This window comes from Pimelobacter simplex (assembly GCF_900114845.1).
In the GTDB taxonomy this organism is placed as follows: Bacteria; Actinomycetota; Actinomycetes; order Propionibacteriales; family Nocardioidaceae; genus Nocardioides; species Nocardioides simplex.
Window position 1 is genome coordinate 519823 of sequence record NZ_FOUK01000004.1, and the last position, 25223, is coordinate 545045.

A 25223-nucleotide genomic window follows, 5' to 3' on the forward strand; every position below is an offset into this window, starting at 1 on the left:
GCCGCGGGGCGCGCCGCTGCGACCGTTGCCGGGTACGGCGACGAGGCGGTCGCCCGACCCGAGGAGGCTCCCGATGGCGAAGTACGCAACCCATGGCGCGGACGGCACGTCCGTCCCCTGGCGCGACAAGAAGCGGTACCTGTGGATGCTGGGCCTGGTGGTCCCGGCCACGCCGCTCGTCGGGATCGCGCTCTTCCAGGCGACCGACCGCGCGCTGTGGTTCTGGCTGACGCCGGTCGTGTTCTTCGCGCTCATCCCGCTCCTCGACCTGATCGCCGGGTACGACGACACGAACCCGCCCGACGACGTCATCGAGGCGCTCGAGAACGACCGCTACTACCGGTGGGTGACCTACCTCTACCTCCCGGTGCAGTACGTCGGCTTCGTCATCGCGATGTGGTTCCTGGCGACCGCGGACCTGAGCGTGGCGGCCAAGGTGGGCCTGGCGATCTCGGTCGGCGTCGTCGGCGGCGTCGCGATCAACACCGCGCACGAGCTGGGCCACAAGCGCGAGTCGGTGGAGCGCTGGGCGTCGAAGATCGCGCTGGCGCAGACGTTCTACGGCCACTTCTACATCGAGCACAACCGCGGCCACCACGTCCGCGTCGCCACGCCCGAGGACCCGGCGTCGAGCCGGATGGGGGAGAGCGTCTACCGGTTCTGGCCGCGCACGGTGGCCGGCTCGCTGAAGAGCTCGTGGGGACTGGAGGCCCGGCGCTACCAGCGCAAGGGGACGCACCCGTTCCACCTCGGCAACGACGTCCTCAACGCGTGGCTGATGACCGTGGCGCTGTGGGGCGGGCTGCTGCTCTGGCTCGGCCTGGCGTACGACGTCAACCCGGCCGCCCTGCTGCCGTACCTCGTGCTGCAGGCGGTCGTCGGCTTCTCGCTGCTCGAGGTCGTCAACTACATGGAGCACTACGGCATGCTGCGCCAGAAGGTCGGCGTCGGCGCGAAGCAGAGGTTCGAGCGGGTCGCGCCGTCGCACTCGTGGAACTCCAACAACATCGCGACCAACGTGCTGCTCTACCACCTGCAGCGGCACAGCGACCACCACGCGAACCCCACCCGTCGCTACCAGACGCTGCGCGACTTCAAGGACGCCCCGGTGCTGCCGACCGGCTACACGGGCATGATCGTCGTCGCCCTGTTCCCGCCCGTCTTCCGGGCGCTCATGGACAAGCGCGTCGTCGCCCACTACGACGGCGACCTCCGCCGGGCCAACCTGCTGCCGAGCAAGCGCGAGAAGCTGCTGCGCCGCTATCCCGTCCCCGCCGCCGTCACCGCGGCCGAGCGCGAGGCCGAGCTCCGGGCCGACGCCAGCGCCCACGAGTTCGACGGCGAGGTGCTCGCCGCGCAGTGCCCCGGCTGCCAGTACACCTACGAGGTCGCGGAGGGCAACGAGCTCGAGGGCTTCGCCGCCGGGACCGCCTGGAAGGACATCCCCGACGACTGGTGCTGCCCCGACTGCGGGGTGCGCGAGAAGGTCGACTTCAAGGCCGTCGAGCCGCGCTACAAGGTCGGTGCGTGATGCGGATCGTCGCCGACAAGGGCAAGTGCGAGGGCCTGGGGATGTGCGAGTCCATGGCCGACGACTACTTCGAGGTCGACGAGGACGACGAGCTGGTGCAGGTCCTCGTCGACACCCCGCCGGAGACTGACCGCGCCCACGTCTTCGCCGCCGTCCAGGCCTGCCCGGTGCTGGCCCTCACCCTCGAGGGCTGACCCCGCCGGCCCCGCGAAGTGGGTGGGCTGCGGGTCCGAAGTGGGCCGGTTGCGGGCGCGAGGTGGTTGACGCGACAACGTCCGCGGGATCTCGGACCCGCAACCCACGCACTTCGGCCCCGCAACCCACCCACTTCGGACCCGCAACCCACCCACTTCGGGGAGGGGTCAGGGTCGGTGGAACAGGTCGTGGTGGCGCAGCGCCACCGCGAGCTGGGGGCTGATCCGGGCGATGGGGTGGCCGAGCATCTCCTCGGCCTGCCCGAGCCGGTACCGGATCGTGTTGCGGTGGACGACGAGCGCGCGGGCGGCCTCCTCGGCGCTGCCGCCGCTGTCGAGGTACGCCGTCAGGGTCTCCCGGATCCGCTGGGTGCTCTCGTCCTCGCCGACGAGCGGGCCGAGCTGGCGGCCGACGAAGCGGTCGACCTCGGGGGAGCAGCCGAGGAGGACGGGGAGCTCGACGTCGGTGTAGAGCGCCAGCCAGTCGGGGGTGTCCGGGGTGGTGACGCGGAGGGCGCCCTGGGCCTCGCGGTGGGAGGCGGCGAAGCCGGCGATGCCAGTGGTGGCCGAGCCGACGCCGACGACGACGCCCTCGTGGGCCAGGGCATCAGGGTCGGCGGCCGGGCCGGCGAGAGCGGCGAGGCCGCTCAGGTCGGGGGCGTCGCGGGTGCCGAGCCACATCCAGAGCTGGCGGCCGCCGGGCTTGACCACGAGCGGGCTGGCGGCGCCGATCCGGCGGGCGAGCTCGGTGGCGAGCTGCTCGAGGGTGCCGACGCGCTCGGCGTCCCCCACGGAGAGGACGACGGCCGTGTGGTGCACCGAGATCGGGTACCCCCCGAGCGCGGACGACGCCTCGCGCGGGTCGCTCAGCTCGCCGGCCAGGATCGAGCGGGCCGCCTCGTAGCGCTGGGCCGCCGCGCCGGCCAGGACCCGCGAGCGCGCGGCCTGGTAGGTGGCGACGGACTCGGTGATCGACTCGTCGAGCCAGACCCCGGCCCGGTTCCAGAAGTACATGAGCAGGTCGGCCCGGTCGAAGTCGGCCGGGGGCAGCGCCTTGATCAGCTCGCTGACGTAGTCCCACACCTCCTGCTGGGCGACCCGGTAGAACCGGATGAGCATCTCGAGCGGCAGCTGCCGGTCGGCCAGCTCGACCGAGAGCCGGCGGGCGGCGTCGACGAGGTGGAAGTGCTGCTCGGGCTGCGCGAAGTCGCCGAGGAAGGCGATCCAGTGCTCGCGGACGGTGAGCCGGACCTGCTCGGGCAGCCCCTCGACGGCGGCGACCTCGGGGATCTCGGTGTAGATGGCGTTGGTGACCCGGTCGACCCAGACGTCGACCTCGTCGGGCTGGGCCTGCGCGGCGACGTACGCCAGGAGCCAGGGCGCCAGGTCCGACGGCATCGACTCGCTCACGGCCTCACCCTAGGGCGTGCCGACCGTCTTTGTGCACCGGGACAAAGGCCCTCGCCATCTTTGGACCGCCGCCACGAGAGCGTGACGCCCGTCACCGAGTGAGATGGGCGCTCACAGGCCGGCCCGGCACAGGGGCCCGGCCGTTCCCATGGGGGTGCTTCGCCATGCACGCAGAAGACCGCGCCGCAGACTTCGCGTACGACGTGGTGGTCGTCGGCTCCGGCTTCGGCGGCTCGGTGACGGCGCTGCGCCTCGCCGAGAAGGGCTACCGGGTCTGCGTGCTGGAGGCCGGCCGGCGCTTCGCGGACGACGAGTTCGCGACGACCTCGTGGGACGTGCGCAAGTTCCTGTTCGCCCCGCGGCTGGGCTGCTTCGGCATCCAGCGGATCCGGCTGCTGCGCGACGTCGTCGTGCTCGCCGGGGCGGGTGTCGGCGGCGGCTCGCTGGTGTACGCGAACACGCTCTACCAGCCCAAGTCGGACGCCTTCTACAACGACCCGCAGTGGGCGCACATCACCGACTGGAAGGCCGAGCTGGCGCCGTACTACGACCAGGCGAGCCGGATGCTCGGCGTGGTCCCGAACCCGACCGCCACGCCGAGCGACGAGATCATGAAGCAGGTCGCCGACGAGATGGGCGTGGGCCACACCTACCGCCCGACCCCGGTCGGCGTCTGCTTCGGGACGCCGGGCGCGGCGATCCCGGACCCGTACTTCGGCGGTGCCGGCCCCGAGCGCCGTGGGTGCCTGGAGTGCGGCGAGTGCATGACCGGGTGCCGGCACAACGCGAAGAACACGCTGCTCAAGAACTACCTCTACCTCGCCGAGAAGCTGGGCGCCGAGGTCCGCGAGCGCACGACCGTCGCCGCGATCAAGCCTCGCCCCGGCGGCGGGTACGACGTCGTCACCCACCGCTCCGGCGGCTCCGCGCGGCGGACGACGAGCATCGCCGCCGCCCAGGTCGTCGTCGCGGCCGGCACGTGGGGCACCCAGGAGCTGCTGCACGGGATGCGCCGCTCCGGCGACCTGCCGCAGCTCTCCGAGCGGCTCGGCTACCTGACCCGGACCAACTCCGAGGCGCTGTGCGCGTCGAGCACGAAGCTGCGCAGCAAGGACCAGCACGACTTCCACCACGGCGTCGCGATCACGTCGTCGATCCACCCCGACGAGGTCACCCACGTCGAGCCGGTCCGCTACGGCAAGGGCTCCGGCCTGATGGGCCTCCTGCTGACGCTGATGACGGACGGCGGCGGCCGGGTGCCGCGCTGGCTGCGCTGGCTCGGCCAGGCCGTGCGCCACCCCGGCCTGCTGCTCTCCACGTACGCCGGCCTCGGGAGCTGGCCCGAGCGCACGATCATCGCGCTGGTCATGCAGACCAGCGACAACTCGATCACCGTCTCCCCGAAGAAGCGCCGGCGCAAGGTCCGGCTGACCTCGACGCAGGGCCACGGCGAGCCCAACCCGACGTGGATCCCGGCGGGCAACGAGGTCGTCCGCCGGATCAGCGACAAGATCGACGGCGGCTCGTACAGCAGTGCCGGCGAGATCTTCAACATCCCCATGACGGCGCACTTCCTGGGCGGCTGCCCGATCGGCGACTCCGCCGAGCACGGCGTGATCGACCCGTACCACCGGGTCTACGGCCACCCCGGCCTGCACGTCGTCGACGGCGCCGCGATCTCCGCGAACCTCGGCGTGAACCCCAGCCTCACCATCACCGCGCAGGCCGAGCGCGCGATGGCGGTGTGGCCCAACCGCGGCGAGGCCGACCCCCGCCCCGCCCTCGGAGCCGGCTACGAGCGGCTCTCCCCGATCGCGCCGGTGCGGCCGGCTGTGCCCCCGACCGCACCGGCTGCGCTGCGTCTCCCCTTGTACGTCGTGAAGAGTGACCAGAGCGAGAAGACCGAGGCCACCGCGTGACGGCCGCCCCCGCGGGGCTGACCGACGAGACCCGCCAGGTCGCCCGGGACGCCGTCCGCTCGACCTTCCTGTTCAAGACCCTCGGCACGTTCGGCGACTTCTACGCCTTCGTCGGCAAGGTCTTCGCGCAGATGTTCACCCGGCGCTTCCAGTTCCGCGAGTTCATCTCCCAGGCCTGGTTCATCACGACGGTCTCGTTCGGGCCCGCACTGCTGGTGTCGATCCCGTTCTGCGTCGTCATCATCTTCCAGGTCAACCAGCTGCTCATCCAGATCGGCGCGGTCGACCTGGCCGGCGCGGGCGCGGCGGTCGCCGTCGTCCGCGAGATCGGCCCGATCGTCTCGGTTCTCGTCGTGGCCGGCGCCGGGGCGACGGCGATCTGCGCCGACCTCGGCTCCCGCAAGATCCGCGAGGAGATCGACGCCATGGTCACCCTGGGCATCGACCCGATCGAGCGGCTCGTCGTCCCGCGGGTGATCGCGTCGACGCTGGTCGGGATCGCGCTCAACGGCATGGTGACGGTGGTCGGCCTGGTCGGCGGGTACTTCTTCTCGGTCGTCCTCCAGGGCGCCACCCCGGGGCTGTACCTGTCCGACCTGACGCTGCTCGTCGGCCTGCCGGACTTCCTCGCCTCGGAGGCCAAGGCCGCTGTCTTCGGCATGCTCGCCGGCCTCACCGCCTGCTACCTCGGGCTCAACGCCAAGGGCGGGCCGAAGGGCGTCGGCGAGGCCGTCAACCAGACGGTCGTCTTCGCGTTCATGCTGCTCTTCGCCGCCAACAGCGTGATCAGCGCCCTGTTCCTGCAGATCAAGCTCGGAGCCTGAATGCCCATGTCCCAGCTCTCCCGCCACCTGGCGAAGCCCACGACGTCGCTGCGCAACCTCGGCGACCAGCTCAGCTTCCACGGCAACGCCTACGCGCACATGCCCCGTGCGCTCAAGCACTACCCCAAGGAGGTCGTCCGGTTGCTGGCCGAGGTCTCCCTCGGCTCCGGCGCGCTCGCCCTCATCGGCGGCACGGTGCTGGTGATCGGCTTCCTCACCGCCGCCTCGGGCATCGAGGTCGGCCTGCAGGCCTACACGTCGTTCGACAACATCGGCGTCTCGACGCTGTCGGGCTTCTTCTCGGCGTACTTCAACACCCGCGAGGTCGCGCCGATCATCGCGGGCATCGCGCTCACCGCGACCGTCGGCGCCGGGTTCACCGCGCAGATCGGCGCGATGCGGGTCAGCGAGGAGATCGACGCGCTCGAGGTGATGGCGGTCCCGCCGGTGCCCTACCTGGTCACCACGCGGATCATCGCCGGCCTGATCGCGGTCGTGCCGCTCTTCGCCATCGCGCTGATGATGTGCTGGCTCGCGACCTACCTCGTCGTCACGGTCGGCTACGACCAGGCGCCCGGCACCTACCAGCACTACTTCGACACCTTCCTCATCTCCAGCGACCTGTTCCTGGCGATGGTCAAGGTGGCGCTGATGGCACTCGTCATCGTCTCGATCTGCTGCTACCACGGCTTCCGCGCCTCGGGCGGTCCCGCCGGTGTGGGCAAGGCGGTCGGCAAGGCCGTGCGCTCGGCGCTCATCTGCACGATGTTCATCGACCTGATCTTCGCGATCGCCGTCTGGGGCGGTCCGTCGGTCCACATCGCGGGGTGAGCGCCATGACCACCCAGAACGCCCACCGGATCGACCGCCAGGTCGTCTACGGCTTCCTCTTCCTCGCGCTCGTCGCCGCGCTCGTCGCGGGCACGATCGCCAAGTACCGCGGGGTCTTCGACGACAACGTCCTGGTCACCGTCGAGGCCGACCGGGCCGGGCTGACCCTGGCCTCCGGCGCCCCGATCAAGCTGCGCGGCGTCGAGATCGGCCGCGTCGGCAAGGTCGAGTCGGACGGCGAGAAGGTCCGCATCGAGCTCAAGATCGACGCCGACAAGGTCGACCGGGTCTCCGCGGACGTGACCGCGCAGATCGTGCCGCCGACGGCGTTCGGAGCGAAGTACGTCCAGCTCACCCCGCCCGCCGACAGCACCAGCGGCGACGGCGCCATGATCCGCGCCGGTGCGGTGATCCCGGCCGACCGGGTCACCGTCGAGGTCGACGAGGCGTTCGAGAACCTCACCAAGGTCCTGGACGTCGCCCGCCCGGCCGAGGTCAGCTCCGCGCTCACCGCGGTCGCCGGCGCCGTCGAGCAGCGCGGCGAGCTGATCGGCGCGCTCATCACCCAGACCGACGCCTACCTGCGCTCGTTCAACCCGTCGCTGCGCACCCTCAGCGCCGACCTCCGGGTCGCCGACGACGTCGCCGACGTCTACGCGATCGCCCGGCCCGACCTGGTCGACGCGCTCAGCCAGGCCGGTGAGGTCTCGCAGACGCTGGTCCAGCAGCAGGCCTCGCTGCGTGCCCTGGAGCGCAGCCTCACCGGCTTCAGCGACAGCGCCGACGTGCTGCTGCGCGACTCGGAGCAGGGCCTGGTCACCTCGCTGCGCCTGCTCCAGCCGGTCTCGGCCGTGGTGGAGCGCTACTCGCCGGAGCTGCCCTGCCTGCTGCTCGGACTGGCCTCGGCGAACAAGCTCGCCGAGGCCGCCGTCGGCGGCACCCACCCGGGCGTCACGACGTACACGCGGGTGGTGCCGGGCCGCGACCCCTACACCTACGAGGAGAACCTCCCGCAGATCGGCGCCGACAACGGTCCCGCCTGCTACGGCCTCCCCTATGTCACGCCCGAGGAGGCCCGGGTGCCGCCGCCGTCGTTCCGGACCGGGGCCAACCCCTACGTCGGGCCGCAGCCCACGCCGAGCGAGGCCGTCGTCGACACGCTGCTCGGCCTGCTCAAGGGAGGGACGAACCTGCCGTGACGAACCGTGCCCACCGGCTCAGCCCGGAGAAGCGCCGTCAGCGCTCCGACCTCATCAAGTTCACCTCCTTCCTCGCGATCGCCGCCGTCTTCACGGTGTGGGTCGCCGCGGTCACCGGCGAGTACCGCCCCGGCGGGCGCGACGACTACCGCGCGGTCTTCGACGACGTCTCCGGCCTCGCGGTCGGCGACGAGGTTCGGGTCGCCGGCGTCGATGTCGGCAAGGTGACCGGCATCGACGTCCAGCCCGACAGCTCGGTGATCGTGAGCTTCGACGTCCGCGAGGGCCAGCGCCTGACGAAGGACACCCACGCGACCATCCAGTACCGCAACCTGATCGGCGACCGCGTCGTCCAGCTCACCCCGGGAGACGCGAAGGGCGACGGCGCGCAGCCGCTCGCGGCCGGCGGGACGCTGCCCGCGGCGCAGACCGCGTCGGCGCTCGACCTCGACACGCTGCTCAACGGCTTCAAGCCGCTGTTCGCCGGGCTCAGCCCGACCCAGGTCAACGAGCTGTCCGGCCAGCTGGTGCAGGTGCTCCAGGGCCAGCAGGCCGCGGTGGCCACGCTCGTCCAGCACGTCGCCTCGTTCACCACGACGATAGGCAGCCGCGAGGAGGTGATCGGACAGGTGATCCGCAACCTCAACAGCGTCCTCAGGACGGTCGACAGCCGCAAGGAGACCGTCGGGCTGCTGCTCGACCGGCTCGACACCCTGCTGAAGGGACTCGACGAGCAGGACACCCAGGTGCTCGACGCCGCCGCCCGGATCGACAGGTTCGCGACGGACGCCGCTTCGCTCGCCAGCCGGGCGCGCGGCGACCTGCGCACCGACCTGCAGGGACTCGCGGTCTCGGCGCGCGGGATCAACCGCAGGTCCGACGTGCTGGAGGCCGTCCTGCAGAACCTGCCGGCCCACTACCGGGCGATCCAGAACACCGCTTCGTACGGCAACTTCTTCAACTTCTTCCTCTGCGGCGTGCGGGTCGAGACCGGGCTCGGCAAGGCCCAGGTCACCACGCCGTGGATCTACTCCGACGCACCGAGGTGCAAGTGATGAGCCGCGTGATCAGCCCCGACCGCCGCGCCGTGCGCGGACTCGTGGGGACCGTCGCCCTGGTGCTGGTGGTGCTCGCCGCGCTCAACATCAACCGGCTGCCGCTCATCGGCAACAGCGACATCCTGCACGTGCAGTTCGTCGAGGCGGGCGGCCTCAAGGGCGGCGACGCGGTGATGATCTCCGGTGCCCAGGTGGGCAAGGTCCGCACGGTCCGGCTCGACGGTCAGCACGTCGTCGCCGACATCGTGCTCACCGACGGGGACGTCGTGCTGGGCGAGGACACCGAGGCCCGGATCATCACGATCACGCTGCTCGGACGTGCGGCGGTCGAGCTCGAGCCGCGGGGTTCGGGCGAGCTGGCGGCCGGGGACGCGATCCCGCTCGAGCGGACGTCGTCGCCGTACAACCTGACGAGCACGCTCAACCAGCTCACCGAGACCACCGCGGACATCGACAAGGCGCAGCTCGCGCACGCGCTCGACCAGGCCTCGACGACCCTGAACGCCTCGAGCCCCGAGCTCGGCCCGGCGCTCGACGGCATCACCGCACTGTCGCGGGCGGTGTCGTCCAACGACGACGAGCTGCGCTCGCTCGTCGCTCACGCCGACAACGTGACCGGCGTGCTGGCCAGCCGGGACCAGCAGATCGCCTCGCTGCTCGGGTCGGGCCGCTCCCTGCTGAGCGAGCTGGACGCGCGGCAGGAGGTCGTCGTCAGCCTGCTGAAGAGCGCCCGGGCCCTGGCGACCGAGCTGCGCGCGCTGCTGAAGGACACCGACGACGTGCTCGGCCCGGCGCTCGACGAGCTCGACGGCGTGGTCGACGTCCTCAACCGCAACAAGGCGGACCTGCAGGCCTCGATCCACGGGCTGCGGGGCTACGCCACCGCCTTCGGCGAGGCGATCTCGAGCGGTCCGTGGTTCGACGCCTACATCCAGAACCTGACCGCGCCCGGCACCCTCGCCCCCATCCTCTCGGGAGTCATTCCGTGACGAAGAAGATCCTCATCGCGCTCGTGGCCGCCGCTCTCGTGGCCGGTGCCTTCGTGTGGCAGCGCGACAGCGGCAGCACGACGGTCCGGGCGTACTTCGCCAGCGCTGAGGGCCTCAACGTCGGCGACGACGTCAAGGTGCTCGGCGTCAAGGTCGGCACGATCGACAAGATCGAGAACGAGCCGAAGGGCGTCCTGGTGACCCTGCAGGTCGACGCCGGCCAGCCGATCCCGGCCGACGCGCACGCCGCGATCGTCTCGCCCAGCCTGGTCAGCGGCCGGTTCGTCCAGCTCGACCCCGTGTACGACGGCGGCGAGCGGATGGCCGACGGCGCGACCATCGCCCTGGAGAGGACCGCGGTCCCGGTCACCTTCGACGACGTCAAGCAGCAGCTCACCGACCTCGCCACCACGCTCGGTCCCGACGCCGGCAAGAAGGCGGGCCCGCTCGCGGTCGCCATCACCGCGCTGGAGCGGAGCCTGCGGGACGGCAACTCCACCCAGCTGCGGACCTCGATCGACGAGCTGCGCGGTGCGGCGACCGCCCTGTCCGACGGGCGCTCGGACCTGTTCTCGACGATCAAGAACCTCGACGCCTTCACCCGCAACCTGGCGCTCAACGACGCGGCCGTGCGCGGCTTCACGACCGAGCTGGACGACGTGAGCGCCGTCCTCGCCTCGAACCGGACGAACCTCACGGGCGCACTCGAGGACCTCGCGACGGTGCTCGCCGCGACCGACGCCTACTTCACGAAGCACCGCAAGCGGCTGCGCAGCACCACCAAGGACGTCAACCTGCTGGCGGCCGCGCTGGCCGACCGGTCCAACGAGCTGGCCGGCGTCCTGCACGTCGCCCCGCACGCGCTCATCGACCTCAGCAACACGATCCAGGACCAGGCGATCACCGGCCGGGCGACGCTGTCGGCGCTCGACAACGTGCCGCAGCTCCTGTGCGGGGCCGTCCTGGGGGTCGGCGGCACGGCGGAGCAGTGCGCCCAGGTGCTGCAGCCGCTCGCCGACCTGCTCGGCCTCGACCTGACAGGAGGCCGGCGATGACCCGGGCCCGACCCTGGCTGCGCCGGGTGCTCCCGGCCCTGGCGGCGGCACTGCTGCTCGCGACCGGCTGCGACATCCAGCCCAACGACAACACGCTGCCCGGCCAGGTCGCCGTCGGCGACGACGGCTACACGGTCGAGGTGCACTTCGACCAGATCGAGAACCTCGTCCCGAACTCGACGGTCCAGAAGGACAACGTCGTGATCGGCACGGTCGGCGAGATCCGCACCGAGGGCTGGGAGGCCGTGGTCACGCTGCACCTCCTCGAGGAGGTGGCGCTGCCGGCCGACGCGGTCTTCTCGATCGGGCAGAAGACCCTCCTCGGTGCGCAGTACGTCGAGGTGGCGGCGCCGGCGAGGTCCGCGGGCGGCCGGCTGGCCGACGGCGCCGTGGTCCCGGTGGCGCAGACGGGGACCTACCCCGCCACCGAGCAGGTCCTCGGTGCGGTCGCGCTGCTGCTCAACAACGGCGGGCTCTCGCAGATCAGCAGCATCACCGGCGAGCTCTCGACCGCCCTGCGCAGCCGGGTGCCCGACACCCGTGGGCTGATCCGGCACGCGAACGACCTGCTCGCCGTCCTCGACGCGAACCGGACCGAGATCGTCACCGCGCTCGACTCGCTCAACAGCCTCAGCGCCGGCCTGCGCCAGGACCAGGACCGGATCGTGACCGCCATCGACCGGATCACGCCCGGTCTGGAGGTGCTCGAGCGCGAGCGGAACCGGCTGGTCAAGGCGGTCACCGCGACCGGCCGGGCCGGCGACCGCGCGGTGCGCGTCGTCCGGGCGAGCGAGGAGGCGCTGCTCGCGAACCTCGACGCGCTCGGCCCGATCCTCGCCCACCTCGGCAAGGCGAGCGAGTCGCTGCCCGAGGCGCTCAAGATCGGCCTCACCATCCCGTTCCCGGCGATGACCACGCGCAACGCGCTCAAGGGCGACTACGCCAACCTCTTCGCCACCCTCGACCTGCGCGGGCAGAGCCTGCTCGGCAGCTGGCTCGGGCTGATCGGCACCCCGCCGGCGCTCCAGGCCGGCGATCCCGTCGAGGACCCGCTGACGCCGCCGTCCGCCGGGACGCCGACCGCCCCCGCGACGCCCGCACCGGCCGACGCGCCCACCCCCACGCCCACCCCGACCGACGAGCCGTCGAGCTGCGGTCTGCTGGGCAAGATCCTGGGAGCCTGCTGATGCTGCTCACCCCCCTGATCAAGCGCCAGCTCCGCATCTTCGCGGTGCTCTCGGCGATCGCGCTCGGGCTCGCCTTCTTCCAGTACGCCCGGGTGCCGGCGATGCTCGGCATCGGCGTGTACGACGTCCAGGTCGACTTCGCCGACGCCAGCGGTCTCTACCCGAAGGCCGCCGTGACCTACCGCGGCGTCGAGGTCGGTGAGGTCTCGGGCCTCGAGGTCACCGCGCACGGCGCGATCGCCACGCTGCGGCTCGAGAACGACGCGAAGGTGCCCGCCGGCGCATCGGCCGAGCTGCACAGCACGTCGGCCATCGGCGAGCAGTACGTCGACCTGGTCGACCCGCGCGGCGGCGTCCCCGAGGACGGCGACGTGCTCGCCGAGGGCGCGCGGATCCCGCGCGAGCGCGCTGTCGAGATGCCCCAGATCACGCCGGTGCTCGACTCGGTCAACCGGCTGCTGGAGTCGGTCCCGAAGGAGGCCACGAAGCGCGTCCTCGACCAGGTCGACGACGGCCTCGGCGGCACCGGGCCGCAGCTCAACGAGCTCGTCGACGCCTCCGGCAAGCTGCTCACGGAGGCCCAGTCGCAGATCGACGCGACAACCTCGCTGATCTCGGCGCTGCAGCCGGTCCTGGAGACCCAGCGCGACCTCGGCCCGGCGACGAAGGACTACGCCACCCAGCTCGACCGGCTGACCGGAGCCCTCGCCGCCGACGACAGCGCCGCCCTGCGCGGCCTGCTGAAGACCGGCCCCGGCGGCCTGGACGCGGCCACCGCCACGATCGGCGACCTGCAGCCGGTGCTGCCGATGATGCTCGCCAACCTGACCACCAACGCCCAGGTGCTCAACACCTACCTGCCGCAGGTCCGGCAGACGCTCGTCGTCTACCCGTCGGTCGTCGCGCGCCTGCAGTCGGCGGTCAACCCGCGCGCGGCCGAGGGCGACGTCAAGCTCGACCTCCGGGCCGCGCTCAACAACCCGCCCACCTGCCGCAGCGGCTACCTGGACGCTCGCGACCGGCGCAACCCCCGCGCCACCGATGTCCGCGACGTCGACACGCTCGCCCACTGCGAGCTGCCGCCCGCGCACCCGACCGCCGTCCGCGGCGCGCGCAACCTGCCCTGCCCCCAGGGCGCCGACCGCGGGCCGACGCCGGCCGCGTGCGGCATCCGGTTCCGCGACGGCGTCTGGCCCGAGACCGGCGGCACCGTCGCGTACGACCTCGCGGTCGGCCGGGCGGGCGACCGGACGCCGGCGACGGGCCCGGCGCCGACCGACGACACCGAGGGAGACGACCTGTGGAAGATCCTCGTGCTGGCACCCCTGGGGCTGCGATGAGCACCCCGGCCTCCCGGCGGTACGCCCTCGGCGGCGCCGCGCTGCTCGCCGTGGCGCTGCTGGTGCTCGCCGGCCAGCGCGCGCTGGCCTGGCAGGACGAGCGGGGCCGGGTCGACGACCTCGCGGCAGCCGCCTCGGCGGCGACGGCGGAGGTCGAGGGGCTCATCGACATCAGCGGCTCGACGTCCGACGCCGACATGGAGAAGCTGCTCGCGGGCGCCACCGCCGGCTTCCGCAAGGAGCTCGAGGAGCAGGCCGAGCGGCTCACCAAGGCGCTCGCCGACAACGAGGTGAAGGCGAGCGGCGAGGCGGTCTCGACCGGTGTCGTCAAGCTCGACGGCGACCGGGCGACGGTCATCGTCGCCGCGGCCGGTACGGTCGAGAACAAGCAGACCAAGGCCGCGGAGCCGCGCAACTACCGGCTCAGCGTCGACCTGCAGAAGCACGACGGGGCCTGGCTGGTCGCGGGACTGGAGTTCGTCGCATGAGCATCCTCAAGCAGCGAGCCGGCCTCGTCGCCGGCGTCGTCCTCGTCCTCGCGCTGGCCGCGGCCGTGGTCGCCGGGATCGGCGCGCACCGGGCCGCCGCGACCGCCGACGCCCGCGCCGCCGCGCTGGCCGCCGCGAAGGAGCGGGTCCCCGAGCTGCTCAGCTACGACGCGGCGACCCTGGACGACGACCTGTCCCGGGCCCGCGCCCAGACCACCGGCTCGTTCGCCGACGACTACGGCAAGATCCTCGACGACGTCGTGAAGCCCAACGCGTCGGAGCGGACGATCAGCACCGCCGCGACGGTCAGTGCCGCCGGCGTCGTGTCGGGCGGGCGCGACCGGGTCGTCGTCCTGCTGTTCCTGACCCAGACCACGACGACCGGAGCCAAGGACTCCTCGGTCTCGGGCAGCCGGGTCGAGGTGACCATGCAGCCGGCGGGCGACGGCTGGAAGATCGCCGGCCTGAAGCCGCTCTGATGCTGGTGTCCTTCGACCGCGACCTGCGTCGCTGGGTCGCCCGGTTCGTCGGCGTCGAGTCCGAGGGCGCGGCCGTCGACGCCTGGGTCGCGCACGTGCTCGGCCGGATCGTCGACCAGGTGCCCGAGGTCCGCGAGGACGCCGCCCTGCAGGGCGTCGTCCGCGATGCCTGCGATGCGCACTGGCGCTCGTTCCTGGCCAACCTGGGCCAGCCCGAGCAGACCTTCCACCTCGTCCACGAGGCGCGGCACGTGCCGCTCGTCGTCGCCCAGCACGGCTACCCGCTGCCGGTGATCTTCCAGATCTACACGGCCGGCGAGCAGGCGGTCTGGGAGTTCATCACCGCCGCGGTCAAGGAGGCGACCGCCTCCGGCGTGGCCGAGGCCGACGCGCTCGTGCACTTCTGGACCCGGTCGAGCATGTGGTTCGACCGCTCCGTCGAGATGTCGGTGACGCTCTACCAGGAGGAGGTCGAGCGGATCCGCCAAGGCGACGCGGCCCGCCGGCTCGAGGTGGTCCGCGCGGTCCTGGCCGGGACGGCGGTCGACCCGCGCGAGATCTCCGCCGGACTGGGCGGGCACCCGGTGTCGGCGTACCAGACGGCGGTGCTGCTGCACACCGACGACGACACCCGGATCGCCGACCTGCCGCAGGCCGCGCACTCGCTGACCACCGCGCTCGGGCTGCGCCAGCCGCTCGTCGTCCACCCGGGCGGGCGGGACCTGTGGGCCTGGATCACCTCGTCCGAGGCGCCCGACCTGACGCCGCTCAACGACTGCGCCGGCTGGCTGAGCGAGCGCCGGATCCTCGCCACCATCGGCGCCCCGGCGCCCGGCGTCGACGGCTTCTGCTCCTCGCACGGCGAGGCGCTCGCCACCCAGCGGCTCGTGCTGGCTGCCGAGCGCCCGACCCCGCTGACGTTCTTCACCGATGTCGAGCTGATGACCCTCATCGGCGACGGCGAGGCGATGCGCCGCTACGTGCACCGCACGCTCGGCCGGCTCGCCGCTCCCGACGACCAGGCCGAGCGGCTGCGCGCCACCCTCCGGGCGCTGCTCTCGACCGGCAGCGTCGACGGCGCCGCGCGCCACCTGCTCGTGCACAAGAACACCGTGCGCTACCGCGTGGAGCGGGCCGAGGAGCTGATGGGCCGCCGGCTGGGGGAGTACGCCACCGCGGTCGACGTCGCGCTGCGCTGCCACGCGGCGTTCATGACCGTCCCGGCCGCCCGCGGTTCAGCAGACCCAGCAGCGACCTGATCGCCCGGGTGCGCCCGGACCGGTAGGGATAGGTGTGCACGTCGCGGCGCAGGTGGACGCGCGAGACCAGCAGCGACTGCTGGCGGCAGTACTTCGTGATGCCGTCCTTGCCGTGCCGCCGCCCGATCCCCGACGCCGGCTTGGCGCCACCCATCGGCAGCTCCAGCGCGGTGTAGTTGACCACCGCGTCGTTGACCGTGACCGCGCCCGCCTCCAGGCGCCGGGCGACGTCCTCGGCGCGGGCGAGGTCGCGGCCGAAGACCGACGCGCACAGGCCGTACTCGGAGTCGTTGGCGAGCCGGACCGCCTCGTCGGCGTCGCGCACCGCCATGATCGGCAGCGTCGGGCCGAACGTCTCCTCGCGCATGATCGCCATCGAGTGGTCGACGTCGACCAGCACGGTCGGTGGGTACCAGTGACCGGCGCGCTCCGGCCGGGCACCGCCGGTCAGCGCCCGCGCCCCGGCTGCGAGCGCCTCGCTCACGTGCCGGTCGACGACGTCGACCTGTGGGGGGAAGGTCAGCGAGCCGACGTCCACGCTGCCGGGACCGGCGGGGACACCTTGGCGCAGCGCCTTGACCTTCGCGGTGACCAGCTCGACGAAGGCCGGGTAGACGGACTCCTCGACGTAGCAGCGCTCGATCGAGATGCAGGTCTGGCCGCAGTTGAACATCGCGTAGTACGCCGCGTGCGTGGCCGCCCGCTCCAGGTCGGCGTCGGCGAGCACGATCATCGGGTCCTTGCCACCGAGCTCGAGCGACGCCGGGATCAGCCGCTCGGCGGCGCGGGCCGCGACCCGCCGTCCGGTCGCGGTGGACCCGGTGAACATCACCATGTCGACCTCGTCGACCAGCGCCGCGCCCGTCTCGCCGCGACCGGTGACGACGCCGAAGACGCCGTCCGGCAGGCCGGAGGCGGCCAGCCCCTCGGCGAGCAGCAGCGAGGTCAGCGGCGTCACCTCCGACGGCTTGAGCAGCACCGCGTTGCCCGCCGCCAGTGCGGGGATGCAGTCGCCGAACGAGTTCGTCAGCGGGTAGTTCCACGGCCCGATCACGCCGACCAGACCGAGCGGGCAGTAGCGCTGCACGAGCCGCTTGCCGGCGACCAGCGGCTGGCTGGAGCGGACCTTCGTGTCGGCCAGGTAGCGCGGCGCCTCCTTGGCCCAGAAGCCGAATGCCGCGGCGCCGTAGTTCACCTCGGCCAGCAGCGCGTCCTCGTACGCCTTGCCGGTCTCGGCGCAGATCGTCGCGACGACCTCGTCGGTGTGGTCGACGATCCAGCGCTGCATCCGGCGCAGCACGGCGGCACGGCCGTCGTACCCGAGGGCCTGCCAGGCGGGCTGCGCGGCGCGGGCGCGGCGGGCGGCGGCCGCGACGTCGTCCGCGGTGAGGTCGGGGACGGTGCCGATGACCTGTCCGGTGGCGGGGTTCTCGACCGCGATCGTCATGGCGGCAAGTCTCGGGACCTCAGATCCCCGCAGGTACGGGCCTGCGGACAAATGAAGGACCTTCTTTGGTGCGGGCGTCCAACGACCTGAGGGGGGTCGGGCTCCTACGTTCACGTCCATGCCGAGCCTTCCGACCTCCACCGAGCCGCGCGCCCAGCTCAAGCAGCCCGTCAGCGGCCTGCCGGACCCCGGCGAGCGGGTCCCGGCGCTCGCCTGGCCCACCGTCGCGCTGTACGTCGGCACGCTGGCCCTGTTCGCCGTCGAGATGGCGGGTGTGCTGGTGTGGGACCTCTCGCCGTGGCTGACCGTGCCGATGGGCGCCGCCGTCACCTTCCTGATGTTCAGCGTGCTGCACGAGTCGACGCACCACGCGATCAGCACCAACACCCACGTCAACAACGCGCTCGGGCACCTGTCGGTGCTGCTGGTGGTGCCGTGGGCGACGTACCCCCTGGTGAAGTTCATCCACATCGAGCACCACCGCAACACCAACGAGCCCAAGTCGATCGACCCCGACGCCTGGTGCGAGGAGGGGCCCGCCTGGCAGCTGCCGCTGCGCTGGGCGACCATCGACATCTGGTACGTCGTGTTCTACCTGCGCCGGCTGCCCGACCGCCCGCGCGGCGAGGTCGCGGCGACGTTCACGCTCTTCACCGCGGTGCTCGGCGGCTTCGTCGCGATCGCGGCCGCGGGCTACGGAAGTGAGCTGTTCTGGGGCTTCCTGCTGCCGCAGCGCTTCGGGATGCTCATCCTGGCCTGGTGGTTCGACTACCTGCCGCACCACGGACTGACCGTGACGCAGCGCGAGGACAAGTACCGCGCGACGCGGGTGCGGGTCGGTGGCGAGGGACTGCTGACGCCGCTGTTCGTCTACCAGAACTACCACCTGGTGCACCACCTGCACCCGAGCATCCCGTTCTACCGCTACATCCGCGCCTGGCGGCGCAACGAGGAGGCCTACCTCGACCGCAACGCCGCCATCTCCACGTGGTTCGGCCGGTCCCTGACGACCAGCGAGTACCGCACCTGGCGCCGGCTGACCGACGAGATCACCCGCCGGCCCACGTTCCACCCCCTCCGGGTGCGCGCGGTCGAGCCGGTGAGCAGCGACGCGGTCGCGGTCACCTTCGACGTGCCGGCCGACCTCGCGGCGTCGTACCGGTACGTGCAGGGGCAGCACCTCACCCTGCGCGCGGTGATCGACGGCGAGGAGGTGCGGCGCAGCTACTCACTCGTCGCGCCCGCGGCCTCCGACGGGCCGCGGACCCTGCGGGTGGCGGTGAAGCACGTGCCGGGCGGGCAGTTCTCGTCGTACGTCAACGAGAGGCTGGTCGCCGGCGACCTGCTCGACGTGATGACGCCCGCCGGTGCCTTCCACGTGCGCCTCGACCCGTCCGCCGCACGCCATCACGTGGGGGTGGTGGCCGGATCGGGCGTCACGCCGCTGATGTCGACCGTCGCGACCACGCTCGACGCCGAGCCGGGCAGCCGGTTCACCCTCGTCTACGGCAACCGCACCCCCGAGTCGACGATGTTCGCTGCCGAGCTCGCCGAGTGGCAGGAGCGGTACGGCGAGCGCCTCGTCGTCCACCACGTGCACTCGCGTACGACCTCACCCGCGGACGGCGTCCACCAGGGCCGGATCACGCCTGCCCTGGTCGACGAGCTCGTCCCTGACCCGGCCGAGGTGGCCGCGTGGTACCTGTGCGGACCGCAGGAGATGGTCGACGACCTCCGCGCCTCCCTCGCCGGCGGGGCGGGCGGGGCCGGCACGGGACAGGTGCTGACCGAGGTCTTCCACGTCGTCGCGGGCAGTGCACCTGCGCTGGCCGAGCTCACCAGTCAGGTCACCGTCGCGCTCGACGGCGCCGAGACCACCTTCCCGCTGGCCTCCACCGGCGACTCGGTGCTCGACGCGGCCCTGCGGCGCGGGATCGATCCGCCGTACTCGTGCGCGGGCGGGGCGTGCGGCACCTGCCGGGCGAAGGTCGTCCTCGGCCGCGCGGTGATGGACCAGAACCACGTCCTCGACGAGCAGGAGGTCGCCGACGGCTACGTCCTCACCTGCCAGGCGCACCCCGTCACCGAGGAGCTGCGGGTCGACTACGACGAGTGAGTACGTCCTCGACCTGCGCCAGCAGCGGGTCGCGCAGGCCGGCCGCGTCGTGCTCCCACCACACCTCGCGGTACACGATGCGGCCGGTCATCCACTCCTCGTGCCCCTCCAGCAGCACCACCTGGAAGGCCGGCCCCGGGACCCGCGGCGTCGCCGCCTCGATCCCGTGCTCCGCGCCCGGCACCCACCCGCGCCGCGAGTAGTAGCCCGGATCGCCCTCCAGCACCACCATCGGCGCCCCCAGCCGCTCCGCCTCCGCGACGGCGGCCGCCAGCAGCGCCGTCCCGATGCCCGCGGCCTGGCGGTCGGGCGCCACGCTCAACGGGCTCAGCACCAGGACGTCGACCAGCGCCCGCCGCGCGTCCAGCCACCCGTGGCTGAGGCCCACGTGACCGACCACCTGGTCGTCGTCCACCGCGACGAGCTGGGCGCGGTCGAGCCCGCGCGCCACGACGTCCGCCCACAAGGTGGCGACCGCCGTCCCCTCGGCGCCGAAGGCGGCCGTGATCACCTCCGCGATCCCGCCGTCGTCGGCGGGTCGCCGGAGCCGGATCACCCGCGCCGCCTCAGGTAGTGCTCGGTCCAGACCAACCCGACCAGCACCCCCACCCAGAGCAGCGCCCCGCCGTCCGCGGTCTCGAAGGTCACGTCCGGCACCAGTGCCAGCACGCCCGACACCGTCAGCAGCGCGACCGGGAACGTCAGCCGGTCCACCAGGTCCCGCCGATAGGCGAGCTGCCACAGCACACCACCGACCACCCCCGCCAGACCCCACACCGCGCGCGGCGATCCGGTCATCGGCGCCACCAGGCTCGCGACGAGGCCCGCCGCAAGGGGGATCAGGTACGCATTGCGCTGCTGCCACGGCAGCCGTCCGAGCGCCCGCCCCTCGACCCCCGCGATCACCCTCGTCCTGCCCATGCCGCCGATCGTGCCATGTTCCCGCCCGCCGAAGTGCGCCGGTTGCGGGTCCGAAGTGCGCTGGTTGCGGGGTCGAGATCGCGATCTCGACCCCGCAACCAGCGCACTTCGACCCCGCAACCGTGCTACTTCGTGAGGGCCTGAACGGTCGCCAGGTCGTAGGTGCCGGCGTCGGTGCCGAGGCCCTGGGCGACCTGGGCGGCGGTGGCGCAGCCGAGGGCGGCGGCGGCGATCGGGGGGTGGCCGAGGGAGAGGCCGCGCAGGAAGCCGGCGGAGAAGGCGTCGCCGCAGCCGGTGGTGTCCACCACGTCGACCGGGTACGCCGGCACCTCGGTCACGTCGTCCCCGACCGCGACGAGTGCCCCCCGCGCCCCCTGGGTGACGGCGACGCACCCGACGCCGTGCCCGAGCAGCGCCCGGGCGCCCTCGGCGAGGGTCGGGGCGCCGGTGAAGCCGAGGACCTGCTCGTCGTTGGGCAGGAGGTAGTCGGTGTGGGGGAGAGCGGCGGCGATCCAGGCGAGCATGTCCGGGTCCCCGGGCGCCAGGACGTCGACCGACGTGGTGATCCCCGCCGCGCGGGCCCGCGCGAGGAGCTCGCCCGCCGCGTCGCCGCCGAGGAACTCCGGTCCGCCGAGGTGCAGGTGCGTCACCCCGTCGAGGACGTCGGCGGGCAGGTCGGCGAGCGTGAACGCGCCGTTGGCGCCGATGCAGTGCCAGGCCGGGCGGTCGCCGTTGGGCTGCACGGGCAGGACCGAGGCGGAGGTCTGGGCGTTGGGCTTGCGCACCAGCCCACCGACGTCGACGCCCGAGCGCCGCAGCAGCGCGAGGAGGGTGTCGCCGACGGGGTCGTCGCCGACGGCACCGTAGGAGCGGACGGTCGCGCCGAGGCGGGCGAGGACGAGGGCGGTGCCGCCGGCGGTGCCGGCCGCGGACATCCGGATCGTCTCGACCAGCTGGCCGTCGGACCCGGAGGGGATCGAGGAGATCCCGAGCACGTGGGTGTCGAGGACGTGCACGCCCACGGCGGCGACGGTCATGGTCATTCAGATCTCCTGGGGGGTGCCGTAGCCGCGCGCGAGCGCCGCGTGGATGACGTCGAGCTGCTGCTCCTCGGTGAGCACACGCGGCGTCCCGAGGGCGCTCGCGCGGTGGTGGAGCTGGCACAGCCACTCGAGCAGCAGCGCGTTCTCGACGGCGGCATCGAGCGACGCGCCGACGGTGACGGAGCCGTGGTTGGCGAGCAGCGCGGCGCTGCGCCCGTGGAGCGCGGCCCGCACGTGCCCGGCGAGCGCGACCGACCCGAACGTCGCGTACGGCGCCACGCGGACCTCGCCGCCGAGCGCGAGCTGCTGGTAGTGCAGCACCGGCAGCGCGTCGAGCACGCAGGCCACGGCCGTGGCGAAGGGGGCGTGGGTGTGCACGACCGCGGCGGAGGGTCCGTCGGCGTAGACGCCGAGGTGCAGGGCCAGCTCGCTGGTCGGCGCGAGCGTCCCGGTGACGACCGCGCCGTCGAGCGACACAACAGTGACGTCGGACGGCGAGCACGTCCCGAGCGCCACCCCGGTCGCGGTGATCGCGACGAGGTCGCCCGCCCGGGCGCTGACGTTGCCCGCGGTGCCGACGAGGAGACCGGCCTCGGCGAGCCGGCGGGACGCCGCGGCGACCTCGGCCCGGAGGGCGTCGGTCACTGCTCGCTCGCGATCCGGTCGAGGTAGCCGGTGACCAGCTCGATCGCCTGGTCGACGAGGAACGCGTCGCCGCGCGGGTCGCGCTCGAAGGCGAGCTGGAAGGCCCGGTCGCCCACCTCGACGGCGAGCTCGGCGACGGCGACGAGCTGGTCGGCGCCGAACCGGGTGGTCGCGATGAGGCCGGTGTCGACGCCGAAGGCGAGCAGGTTCTCGGCGATCCGCTTGTTGTGGTGGCGGCCGTAGTCGTAGACGGCGGCGTTGGTCCGCCCGCGCATCCAGATCTGCATGAACGCCGGACGCCGGTGGTAGACGACGACGAACGCCCGCATCGCGGTCTCGACCATGGCGGCCAGCGAGAGCCGGCCGCTCTCGGCGAGCCGGGCGAGGTCGGTGGCGACCTGGTCGTCCATCTCGGCCATGTCGCGCTCGCAGAGGGCGAGGAGCACCGACTCCTTGTCGGCGAAGTACTGGTAGAGCGAGGCCACGGGCAGCGCCGCCGCCTCGGCGATGGAGCGCGTGGTGAGTCCCTCGACGCCCTCGGTGAGCACGAGCTGGGCGGCGGCGTCGAGGATCCGCTCGACCCGCTCGCGGGAGCGCGCCTGGGTGGGCAGCCGGCGCCGGGTGGGCCCGGCGGCACCGCGCGGCGGCTCGTTCGTTGGGCCGTCGACGGTGGCGGAGGACATGCGCGCAGTGTAGCCTCCGAAGCCGAACCTGACACAGATTCACTTTCGGAGGTGCCAGTGAGCACGCTGAGCTCGAGCCCGCTGGGTCGTCGTGGGGTCCTGGCCGGAGGTGCGGCCGCGGTCGGCCTGCTCGCCACGGACGCCCTCGAGCAGGAGGTCGTCGCGGCCACGCTGCAGGGCCGCCTCCCCCGCAAGGTGGACGTCGTCGTGGTCGGCGCCGGCATCGCCGGGCTGGTCGCGGCCCGCCAGGTCGCCCGCTCCGGCAAGTCGGTCCTCGTCGTCGAGGCGCGCAAGCGGGTCGGCGGCCGGGTGCTCAACCACGAGCTCCGCACCGGCGGCACGATCGAGGCCGGCGGCGCTTTCGTCGGCCCCACGCAGGACCACATCAAGCGGCTGGCCCGCCAGCTCGGGGTCGCCACCTTCGACGAGTACGTCACCGGCAAGAACGTCTACATCTCCTCGCTGCTGGGCCGCCAGGAGTTCACCGGCACCGTCCCGCCGGACCCGACGATCCTGCTCGACGCCGCCCTCGCCCTCAAGCGGCTCAACGCCTTCGCCGCGCAGGTCCCGGTCGACGCGCCGTGGGCCCACCCGCGCGCCGCCGAGTGGGACCGGACGACGCTCGGCGACTGGCTGCGCCGCAACACGCTCAACAGCCGCGGGGTCGAGCACCTCATCCGCGCCTGGACCCAGCCCGGCTTCGGCTCCGACCCCGACGAGCTCTCGCTGCTCTTCGTCCTCCACTACATCGCCTGCTCGGGCAACGAGGCCACCATCGGCACGTTCGAGCGCAACTCCGACACCGTCGACGGCGCCCAGGAGAGCCGCTTCGTCGGCGGCTCCCAGCGGGTGCCGCTCCTGCTGGCCAAGAAGCTCGGCAAGCGGGTCGCGCTCGGCGCGGCCGTCACCCGCATCGAGCACGTCGGGCACGGCGTCCGGGTGCACACCCGCCGCGGCCGGGTCCAGGCCCGCCGCGTGATCGTCGCCGCCCCGCCGAAGCAGGTCCTCGGCATCGACTTCGCCCCCGGCCTGCCCGCCGGGCGCCGCGCGCTCCTCCAGCACCTCCAGATGGGCAAGCTGATGAAGTGCGACGCCGTCTACGACAAGCCGTTCTGGCGTGACGCCGGCCTGACCGGCTTCGGCATCGCCGACTCCGGCGCCGTCCGCGCGGCCTTCGACAACGGCGTCAAGGACACCGGCCACGGCATCCTGCTGGCGTTCGTCGGCGGCTCGACCTGGCGCCAGTACGGCACCCGCTCGGTCGCCGAGCGCCGCACCGCCGTCCTCGAGGGCTTCGCCCGGATGTTCGGCGACCAGGCGCTGCACCCCCTCGAGTACACCGAGCACGACTGGACCAAGGAGCGCTGGACCGGCGGTGGCCCGACCGCGATCTACGCCCCCGGCGTGATGACGGCGCACGGGCGGCACATCCGCACGCCCTTCCGGCGCATCCACTGGGCCGGCACCGAGACGTCGACCTACTGGAACGGCTACATGGACGGCGCCGTCCGCTCCGGCGAGCGCGCCGCGATCGAGGTGCTGGACAAGCTGTGATCGCCCGCCTCCTCGCGCTCGCCGTCGTCGCCGCGCTCGCCCTCGTCGCGCCCGCGTCGGCCGCGGAAGCCCCGCCCTGGGAGACTCGCGTCTTCGCGCGCGTCGGCGCGCCGGGCTTCCCGGCCTACGTCCACGTGGCACCCAACGGCCGCGTCTACGCCGCGACCTACACGAACCCGATGGGCGACAAGATCGCCTCCCGGGTCTTCGAGTGGACGGCGAGCGGGACGCTCCTGCGCTCGTGGACCGTGCCCGGGCAGGACCTCGGCAAGCCGCACGGCGTCCAGGTCGCGGCGTCCGACGCGCGCGGGCGCCTGGTGCTGCTGGAGAAGTCCCGCTCGCGCGTGCTCACGCTCAACCTCCGCACCGGCCGGTTCAAGGTGCAGGCGACGCTCCCCGACCTGCCCGGCGGGGGCAAGCCGATCCCCAACTACGCCACCTGGGGCCCGGGCGGCGCGCTGTTCGTCAGCGACTACGGCCAGGACGTGATCTGGCGGATCCCCGCCGCCGGAGGGACGCCGCGCGCGTGGTTCCGGTCGAAGAAGCTCGCCGGTGCGGCCGGCTTCGGCACCACCGGACTGGTCTACGACCGGGCCCGGCGCTCGTTCCTGGTCTCGCAGCAGACCACGACCGACCCGCGCGACCTGCTCCGCGGTCACCTCTACCGGCTGCCGGTGCGCGCCGACGGCAGCCCCGGTCCGCTCACCACGCTGTGGACCTCGGGCCCGCTCGACCTGCCCGACGGCTTCGGGATCGCCCGCTCCGGCAACATCTACGTGGCGCTCCTCGGCACCAACCAGGTCGTCAGGCTCGGCCCGGACGGGCGCCCGCTCGGCCGCTTCCCCCAGGCGCCGCTCGGTGGCGGCAACGGGTCCGCGATCCCGTTCGACAGCCCGTCCAACGCGACCTTCCTCGGCACCCGGCTGCTCGTCGCGAACCAGTCCGCGATCCTCGGGACCACCGCGCACCACGCGATCCTGTCGGTCGAGACGGGCGAGCGGGGCGCGCCGGTCGTCGTCCCGCGGAAGGCGCGGCTGCGCTGAGATGCCGG

Annotated in this window: 24 protein-coding genes; 17 read left to right on the top strand and 7 right to left on the bottom strand. The window is 72.8% G+C overall.

What is annotated here, in order from left to right; translation table 11 throughout:
- Positions 1–73: 73 nt before the first annotated feature.
- Both BM223_RS30105 and BM223_RS19310 read left to right on the top strand, forming a co-directional pair.
- The gene (locus BM223_RS30105) at positions 74–1531 is read left to right on the top strand and encodes a fatty acid desaturase (protein WP_038676042.1); all 1458 of its coding nucleotides are present in this window, start codon (positions 74–76) and stop codon (positions 1529–1531) included.
- Positions 1531–1725 (top strand): ferredoxin, encoded by a 195-nt coding sequence (locus BM223_RS19310; RefSeq protein WP_038676044.1) that lies wholly within the window; start codon positions 1531–1533, stop codon positions 1723–1725. Before BM223_RS30105 ends, BM223_RS19310 begins: the two co-directional genes overlap by 1 nt.
- Positions 1726–1893: 168 nt before the next feature.
- On the opposite strand, the gene BM223_RS19315 is transcribed toward BM223_RS19310, so the two are convergent.
- The gene (locus BM223_RS19315) at positions 1894–3135 is read right to left on the bottom strand and encodes a PucR family transcriptional regulator (RefSeq protein WP_038676045.1); all 1242 of its coding nucleotides are present in this window, start codon (positions 3133–3135) and stop codon (positions 1894–1896) included.
- Between the two features lie 164 nt (positions 3136–3299).
- On the opposite strand from BM223_RS19315, the gene BM223_RS19320 reads away from it, so the two are divergent.
- The 12 genes from BM223_RS19320 to BM223_RS19375 are packed head-to-tail and all read left to right on the top strand — an operon-like array spanning position 3300 to position 15763.
- Positions 3300–5054 carry a GMC family oxidoreductase gene (locus BM223_RS19320; protein WP_038676048.1) on the top strand — a complete coding sequence of 585 codons (1755 nt, stop codon included), beginning with the start codon at positions 3300–3302 and terminating at the stop codon, positions 5052–5054.
- Positions 5051–5878, top strand: a complete 828-nt coding sequence (locus BM223_RS19325) for an MlaE family ABC transporter permease (RefSeq protein ID WP_200887051.1) — start codon at positions 5051–5053, stop codon at positions 5876–5878. The genes BM223_RS19320 and BM223_RS19325 overlap by 4 nt, the downstream gene beginning before the upstream one ends.
- Positions 5879–5884: 6 nt before the next feature.
- Positions 5885–6709 (top strand): MlaE family ABC transporter permease, encoded by an 825-nt coding sequence (locus tag BM223_RS19330; protein WP_038683112.1) that lies wholly within the window; start codon positions 5885–5887, stop codon positions 6707–6709.
- A 5-nt stretch (positions 6710–6714) separates the two neighbouring features.
- Positions 6715–7908, top strand: coding sequence for an MCE family protein (locus tag BM223_RS19335; RefSeq protein WP_052138103.1), 1194 nt, complete (start codon positions 6715–6717; stop codon positions 7906–7908).
- Positions 7905–8963 carry an MCE family protein gene (locus BM223_RS19340; protein ID WP_052138104.1) on the top strand — a complete coding sequence of 353 codons (1059 nt, stop codon included), beginning with the start codon at positions 7905–7907 and terminating at the stop codon, positions 8961–8963. Before BM223_RS19335 ends, BM223_RS19340 begins: the two co-directional genes overlap by 4 nt.
- Complete coding sequence (locus BM223_RS19345) at positions 8963–9955, top strand: MCE family protein (RefSeq protein WP_038676050.1); 993 nt, start codon at positions 8963–8965, stop codon at positions 9953–9955. The genes BM223_RS19340 and BM223_RS19345 overlap by 1 nt, the downstream gene beginning before the upstream one ends.
- Entirely contained in the window at positions 9952–11010 is a 1059-nt protein-coding gene (locus tag BM223_RS19350; protein WP_052138105.1) for an MCE family protein, read from the top strand. The genes BM223_RS19345 and BM223_RS19350 overlap by 4 nt, the downstream gene beginning before the upstream one ends.
- Positions 11007–12197: an MCE family protein gene (locus BM223_RS19355; protein ID WP_052138106.1), complete on the top strand. Its 1191-nt coding sequence runs from the start codon at positions 11007–11009 to the stop codon at positions 12195–12197. Before BM223_RS19350 ends, BM223_RS19355 begins: the two co-directional genes overlap by 4 nt.
- The gene (locus BM223_RS19360) at positions 12197–13537 is read left to right on the top strand and encodes an MCE family protein (RefSeq protein ID WP_052138107.1); all 1341 of its coding nucleotides are present in this window, start codon (positions 12197–12199) and stop codon (positions 13535–13537) included. Before BM223_RS19355 ends, BM223_RS19360 begins: the two co-directional genes overlap by 1 nt.
- On the top strand, positions 13534–14025 hold the full coding sequence (locus tag BM223_RS19365) for a hypothetical protein (protein ID WP_052138108.1): 492 nt from the start codon (positions 13534–13536) through the stop codon (positions 14023–14025). Before BM223_RS19360 ends, BM223_RS19365 begins: the two co-directional genes overlap by 4 nt.
- Positions 14022–14504: a hypothetical protein gene (locus BM223_RS19370; RefSeq protein ID WP_052138109.1), complete on the top strand. Its 483-nt coding sequence runs from the start codon at positions 14022–14024 to the stop codon at positions 14502–14504. The genes BM223_RS19365 and BM223_RS19370 overlap by 4 nt, the downstream gene beginning before the upstream one ends.
- On the top strand, positions 14504–15763 hold the full coding sequence (locus BM223_RS19375) for a PucR family transcriptional regulator (protein ID WP_038676052.1): 1260 nt from the start codon (positions 14504–14506) through the stop codon (positions 15761–15763). Before BM223_RS19370 ends, BM223_RS19375 begins: the two co-directional genes overlap by 1 nt.
- Here the strand turns inward: BM223_RS19375 and BM223_RS19380 are convergent.
- Positions 15714–17210, bottom strand: a complete 1497-nt coding sequence (locus tag BM223_RS19380) for an aldehyde dehydrogenase family protein (RefSeq protein WP_052138110.1) — start codon at positions 17208–17210, stop codon at positions 15714–15716. The genes BM223_RS19375 and BM223_RS19380 overlap by 50 nt on opposite strands.
- Before the next feature lie 118 nt (positions 17211–17328).
- On the opposite strand from BM223_RS19380, the gene BM223_RS19385 reads away from it, so the two are divergent.
- Positions 17329–19326 (top strand): fatty acid desaturase, encoded by a 1998-nt coding sequence (locus BM223_RS19385; RefSeq protein ID WP_038676054.1) that lies wholly within the window; start codon positions 17329–17331, stop codon positions 19324–19326.
- Here BM223_RS19385 and BM223_RS19390 read toward each other — a convergent pair.
- From BM223_RS19390 to BM223_RS19410, 5 genes are all read right to left on the bottom strand, one after another.
- The gene (locus BM223_RS19390; RefSeq protein WP_075018677.1) at positions 19292–19882 is read right to left on the bottom strand and encodes a GNAT family N-acetyltransferase; all 591 of its coding nucleotides are present in this window, start codon (positions 19880–19882) and stop codon (positions 19292–19294) included. The two genes, BM223_RS19385 and BM223_RS19390, sit on opposite strands and share 35 nt — an antisense overlap.
- Positions 19879–20247 (bottom strand): hypothetical protein, encoded by a 369-nt coding sequence (locus tag BM223_RS28560; protein ID WP_038676055.1) that lies wholly within the window; start codon positions 20245–20247, stop codon positions 19879–19881. Before BM223_RS28560 ends, BM223_RS19390 begins: the two co-directional genes overlap by 4 nt.
- A 125-nt stretch (positions 20248–20372) precedes the next feature.
- Entirely contained in the window at positions 20373–21290 is a 918-nt protein-coding gene (locus tag BM223_RS19400; RefSeq protein WP_038676057.1) for a carbohydrate kinase family protein, read from the bottom strand.
- Positions 21291–21935, bottom strand: a complete 645-nt coding sequence (locus BM223_RS19405; RefSeq protein WP_038676060.1) for a class II aldolase/adducin family protein — start codon at positions 21933–21935, stop codon at positions 21291–21293.
- Positions 21932–22618: a TetR/AcrR family transcriptional regulator gene (locus BM223_RS19410; RefSeq protein ID WP_075018678.1), complete on the bottom strand. Its 687-nt coding sequence runs from the start codon at positions 22616–22618 to the stop codon at positions 21932–21934. The genes BM223_RS19405 and BM223_RS19410 overlap by 4 nt, the downstream gene beginning before the upstream one ends.
- A 57-nt stretch (positions 22619–22675) precedes the next feature.
- Between BM223_RS19410 and BM223_RS19415 the strand changes: the two genes are divergently transcribed.
- Positions 22676–24172: a flavin monoamine oxidase family protein gene (locus BM223_RS19415; protein WP_038676063.1), complete on the top strand. Its 1497-nt coding sequence runs from the start codon at positions 22676–22678 to the stop codon at positions 24170–24172.
- Complete coding sequence (locus tag BM223_RS19420; protein ID WP_038676066.1) at positions 24169–25215, top strand: SMP-30/gluconolactonase/LRE family protein; 1047 nt, start codon at positions 24169–24171, stop codon at positions 25213–25215. Before BM223_RS19415 ends, BM223_RS19420 begins: the two co-directional genes overlap by 4 nt.
- Positions 25216–25223: the final 8 nt, after the last annotated feature.

Bases quoted from the DNA above. Each gene is read 5' to 3' on its own strand.
- BM223_RS30105 (WP_038676042.1), top strand. From the start codon at position 74: ATGGCGAAGTACGCAACCCATGGCGCGGACGGCACGTCCGTCCCCTGG.
- BM223_RS19310 (WP_038676044.1), top strand. From the start codon at position 1,531: ATGCGGATCGTCGCCGACAAGGGCAAGTGCGAGGGCCTGGGGATGTGC.
- BM223_RS19320 (WP_038676048.1), top strand. From the start codon at position 3,300: ATGCACGCAGAAGACCGCGCCGCAGACTTCGCGTACGACGTGGTGGTC.
- BM223_RS19330 (WP_038683112.1), top strand. From the start codon at position 5,885: ATGTCCCAGCTCTCCCGCCACCTGGCGAAGCCCACGACGTCGCTGCGC.
- BM223_RS19335 (WP_052138103.1), top strand. From the start codon at position 6,715: ATGACCACCCAGAACGCCCACCGGATCGACCGCCAGGTCGTCTACGGC.
- BM223_RS19345 (WP_038676050.1), top strand. From the start codon at position 8,963: ATGAGCCGCGTGATCAGCCCCGACCGCCGCGCCGTGCGCGGACTCGTG.
- BM223_RS19355 (WP_052138106.1), top strand. From the start codon at position 11,007: ATGACCCGGGCCCGACCCTGGCTGCGCCGGGTGCTCCCGGCCCTGGCG.
- BM223_RS19360 (WP_052138107.1), top strand. From the start codon at position 12,197: ATGCTGCTCACCCCCCTGATCAAGCGCCAGCTCCGCATCTTCGCGGTG.
- BM223_RS19365 (WP_052138108.1), top strand. From the start codon at position 13,534: ATGAGCACCCCGGCCTCCCGGCGGTACGCCCTCGGCGGCGCCGCGCTG.
- BM223_RS19370 (WP_052138109.1), top strand. From the start codon at position 14,022: ATGAGCATCCTCAAGCAGCGAGCCGGCCTCGTCGCCGGCGTCGTCCTC.
- BM223_RS19375 (WP_038676052.1), top strand. From the start codon at position 14,504: ATGCTGGTGTCCTTCGACCGCGACCTGCGTCGCTGGGTCGCCCGGTTC.
- BM223_RS19380 (WP_052138110.1), bottom strand. From the start codon at position 17,210: ATGACGATCGCGGTCGAGAACCCCGCCACCGGACAGGTCATCGGCACC.
- BM223_RS19385 (WP_038676054.1), top strand. From the start codon at position 17,329: ATGCCGAGCCTTCCGACCTCCACCGAGCCGCGCGCCCAGCTCAAGCAG.
- BM223_RS28560 (WP_038676055.1), bottom strand. From the start codon at position 20,247: ATGGGCAGGACGAGGGTGATCGCGGGGGTCGAGGGGCGGGCGCTCGGA.
- BM223_RS19400 (WP_038676057.1), bottom strand. From the start codon at position 21,290: ATGACCATGACCGTCGCCGCCGTGGGCGTGCACGTCCTCGACACCCAC.
- BM223_RS19410 (WP_075018678.1), bottom strand. From the start codon at position 22,618: ATGTCCTCCGCCACCGTCGACGGCCCAACGAACGAGCCGCCGCGCGGT.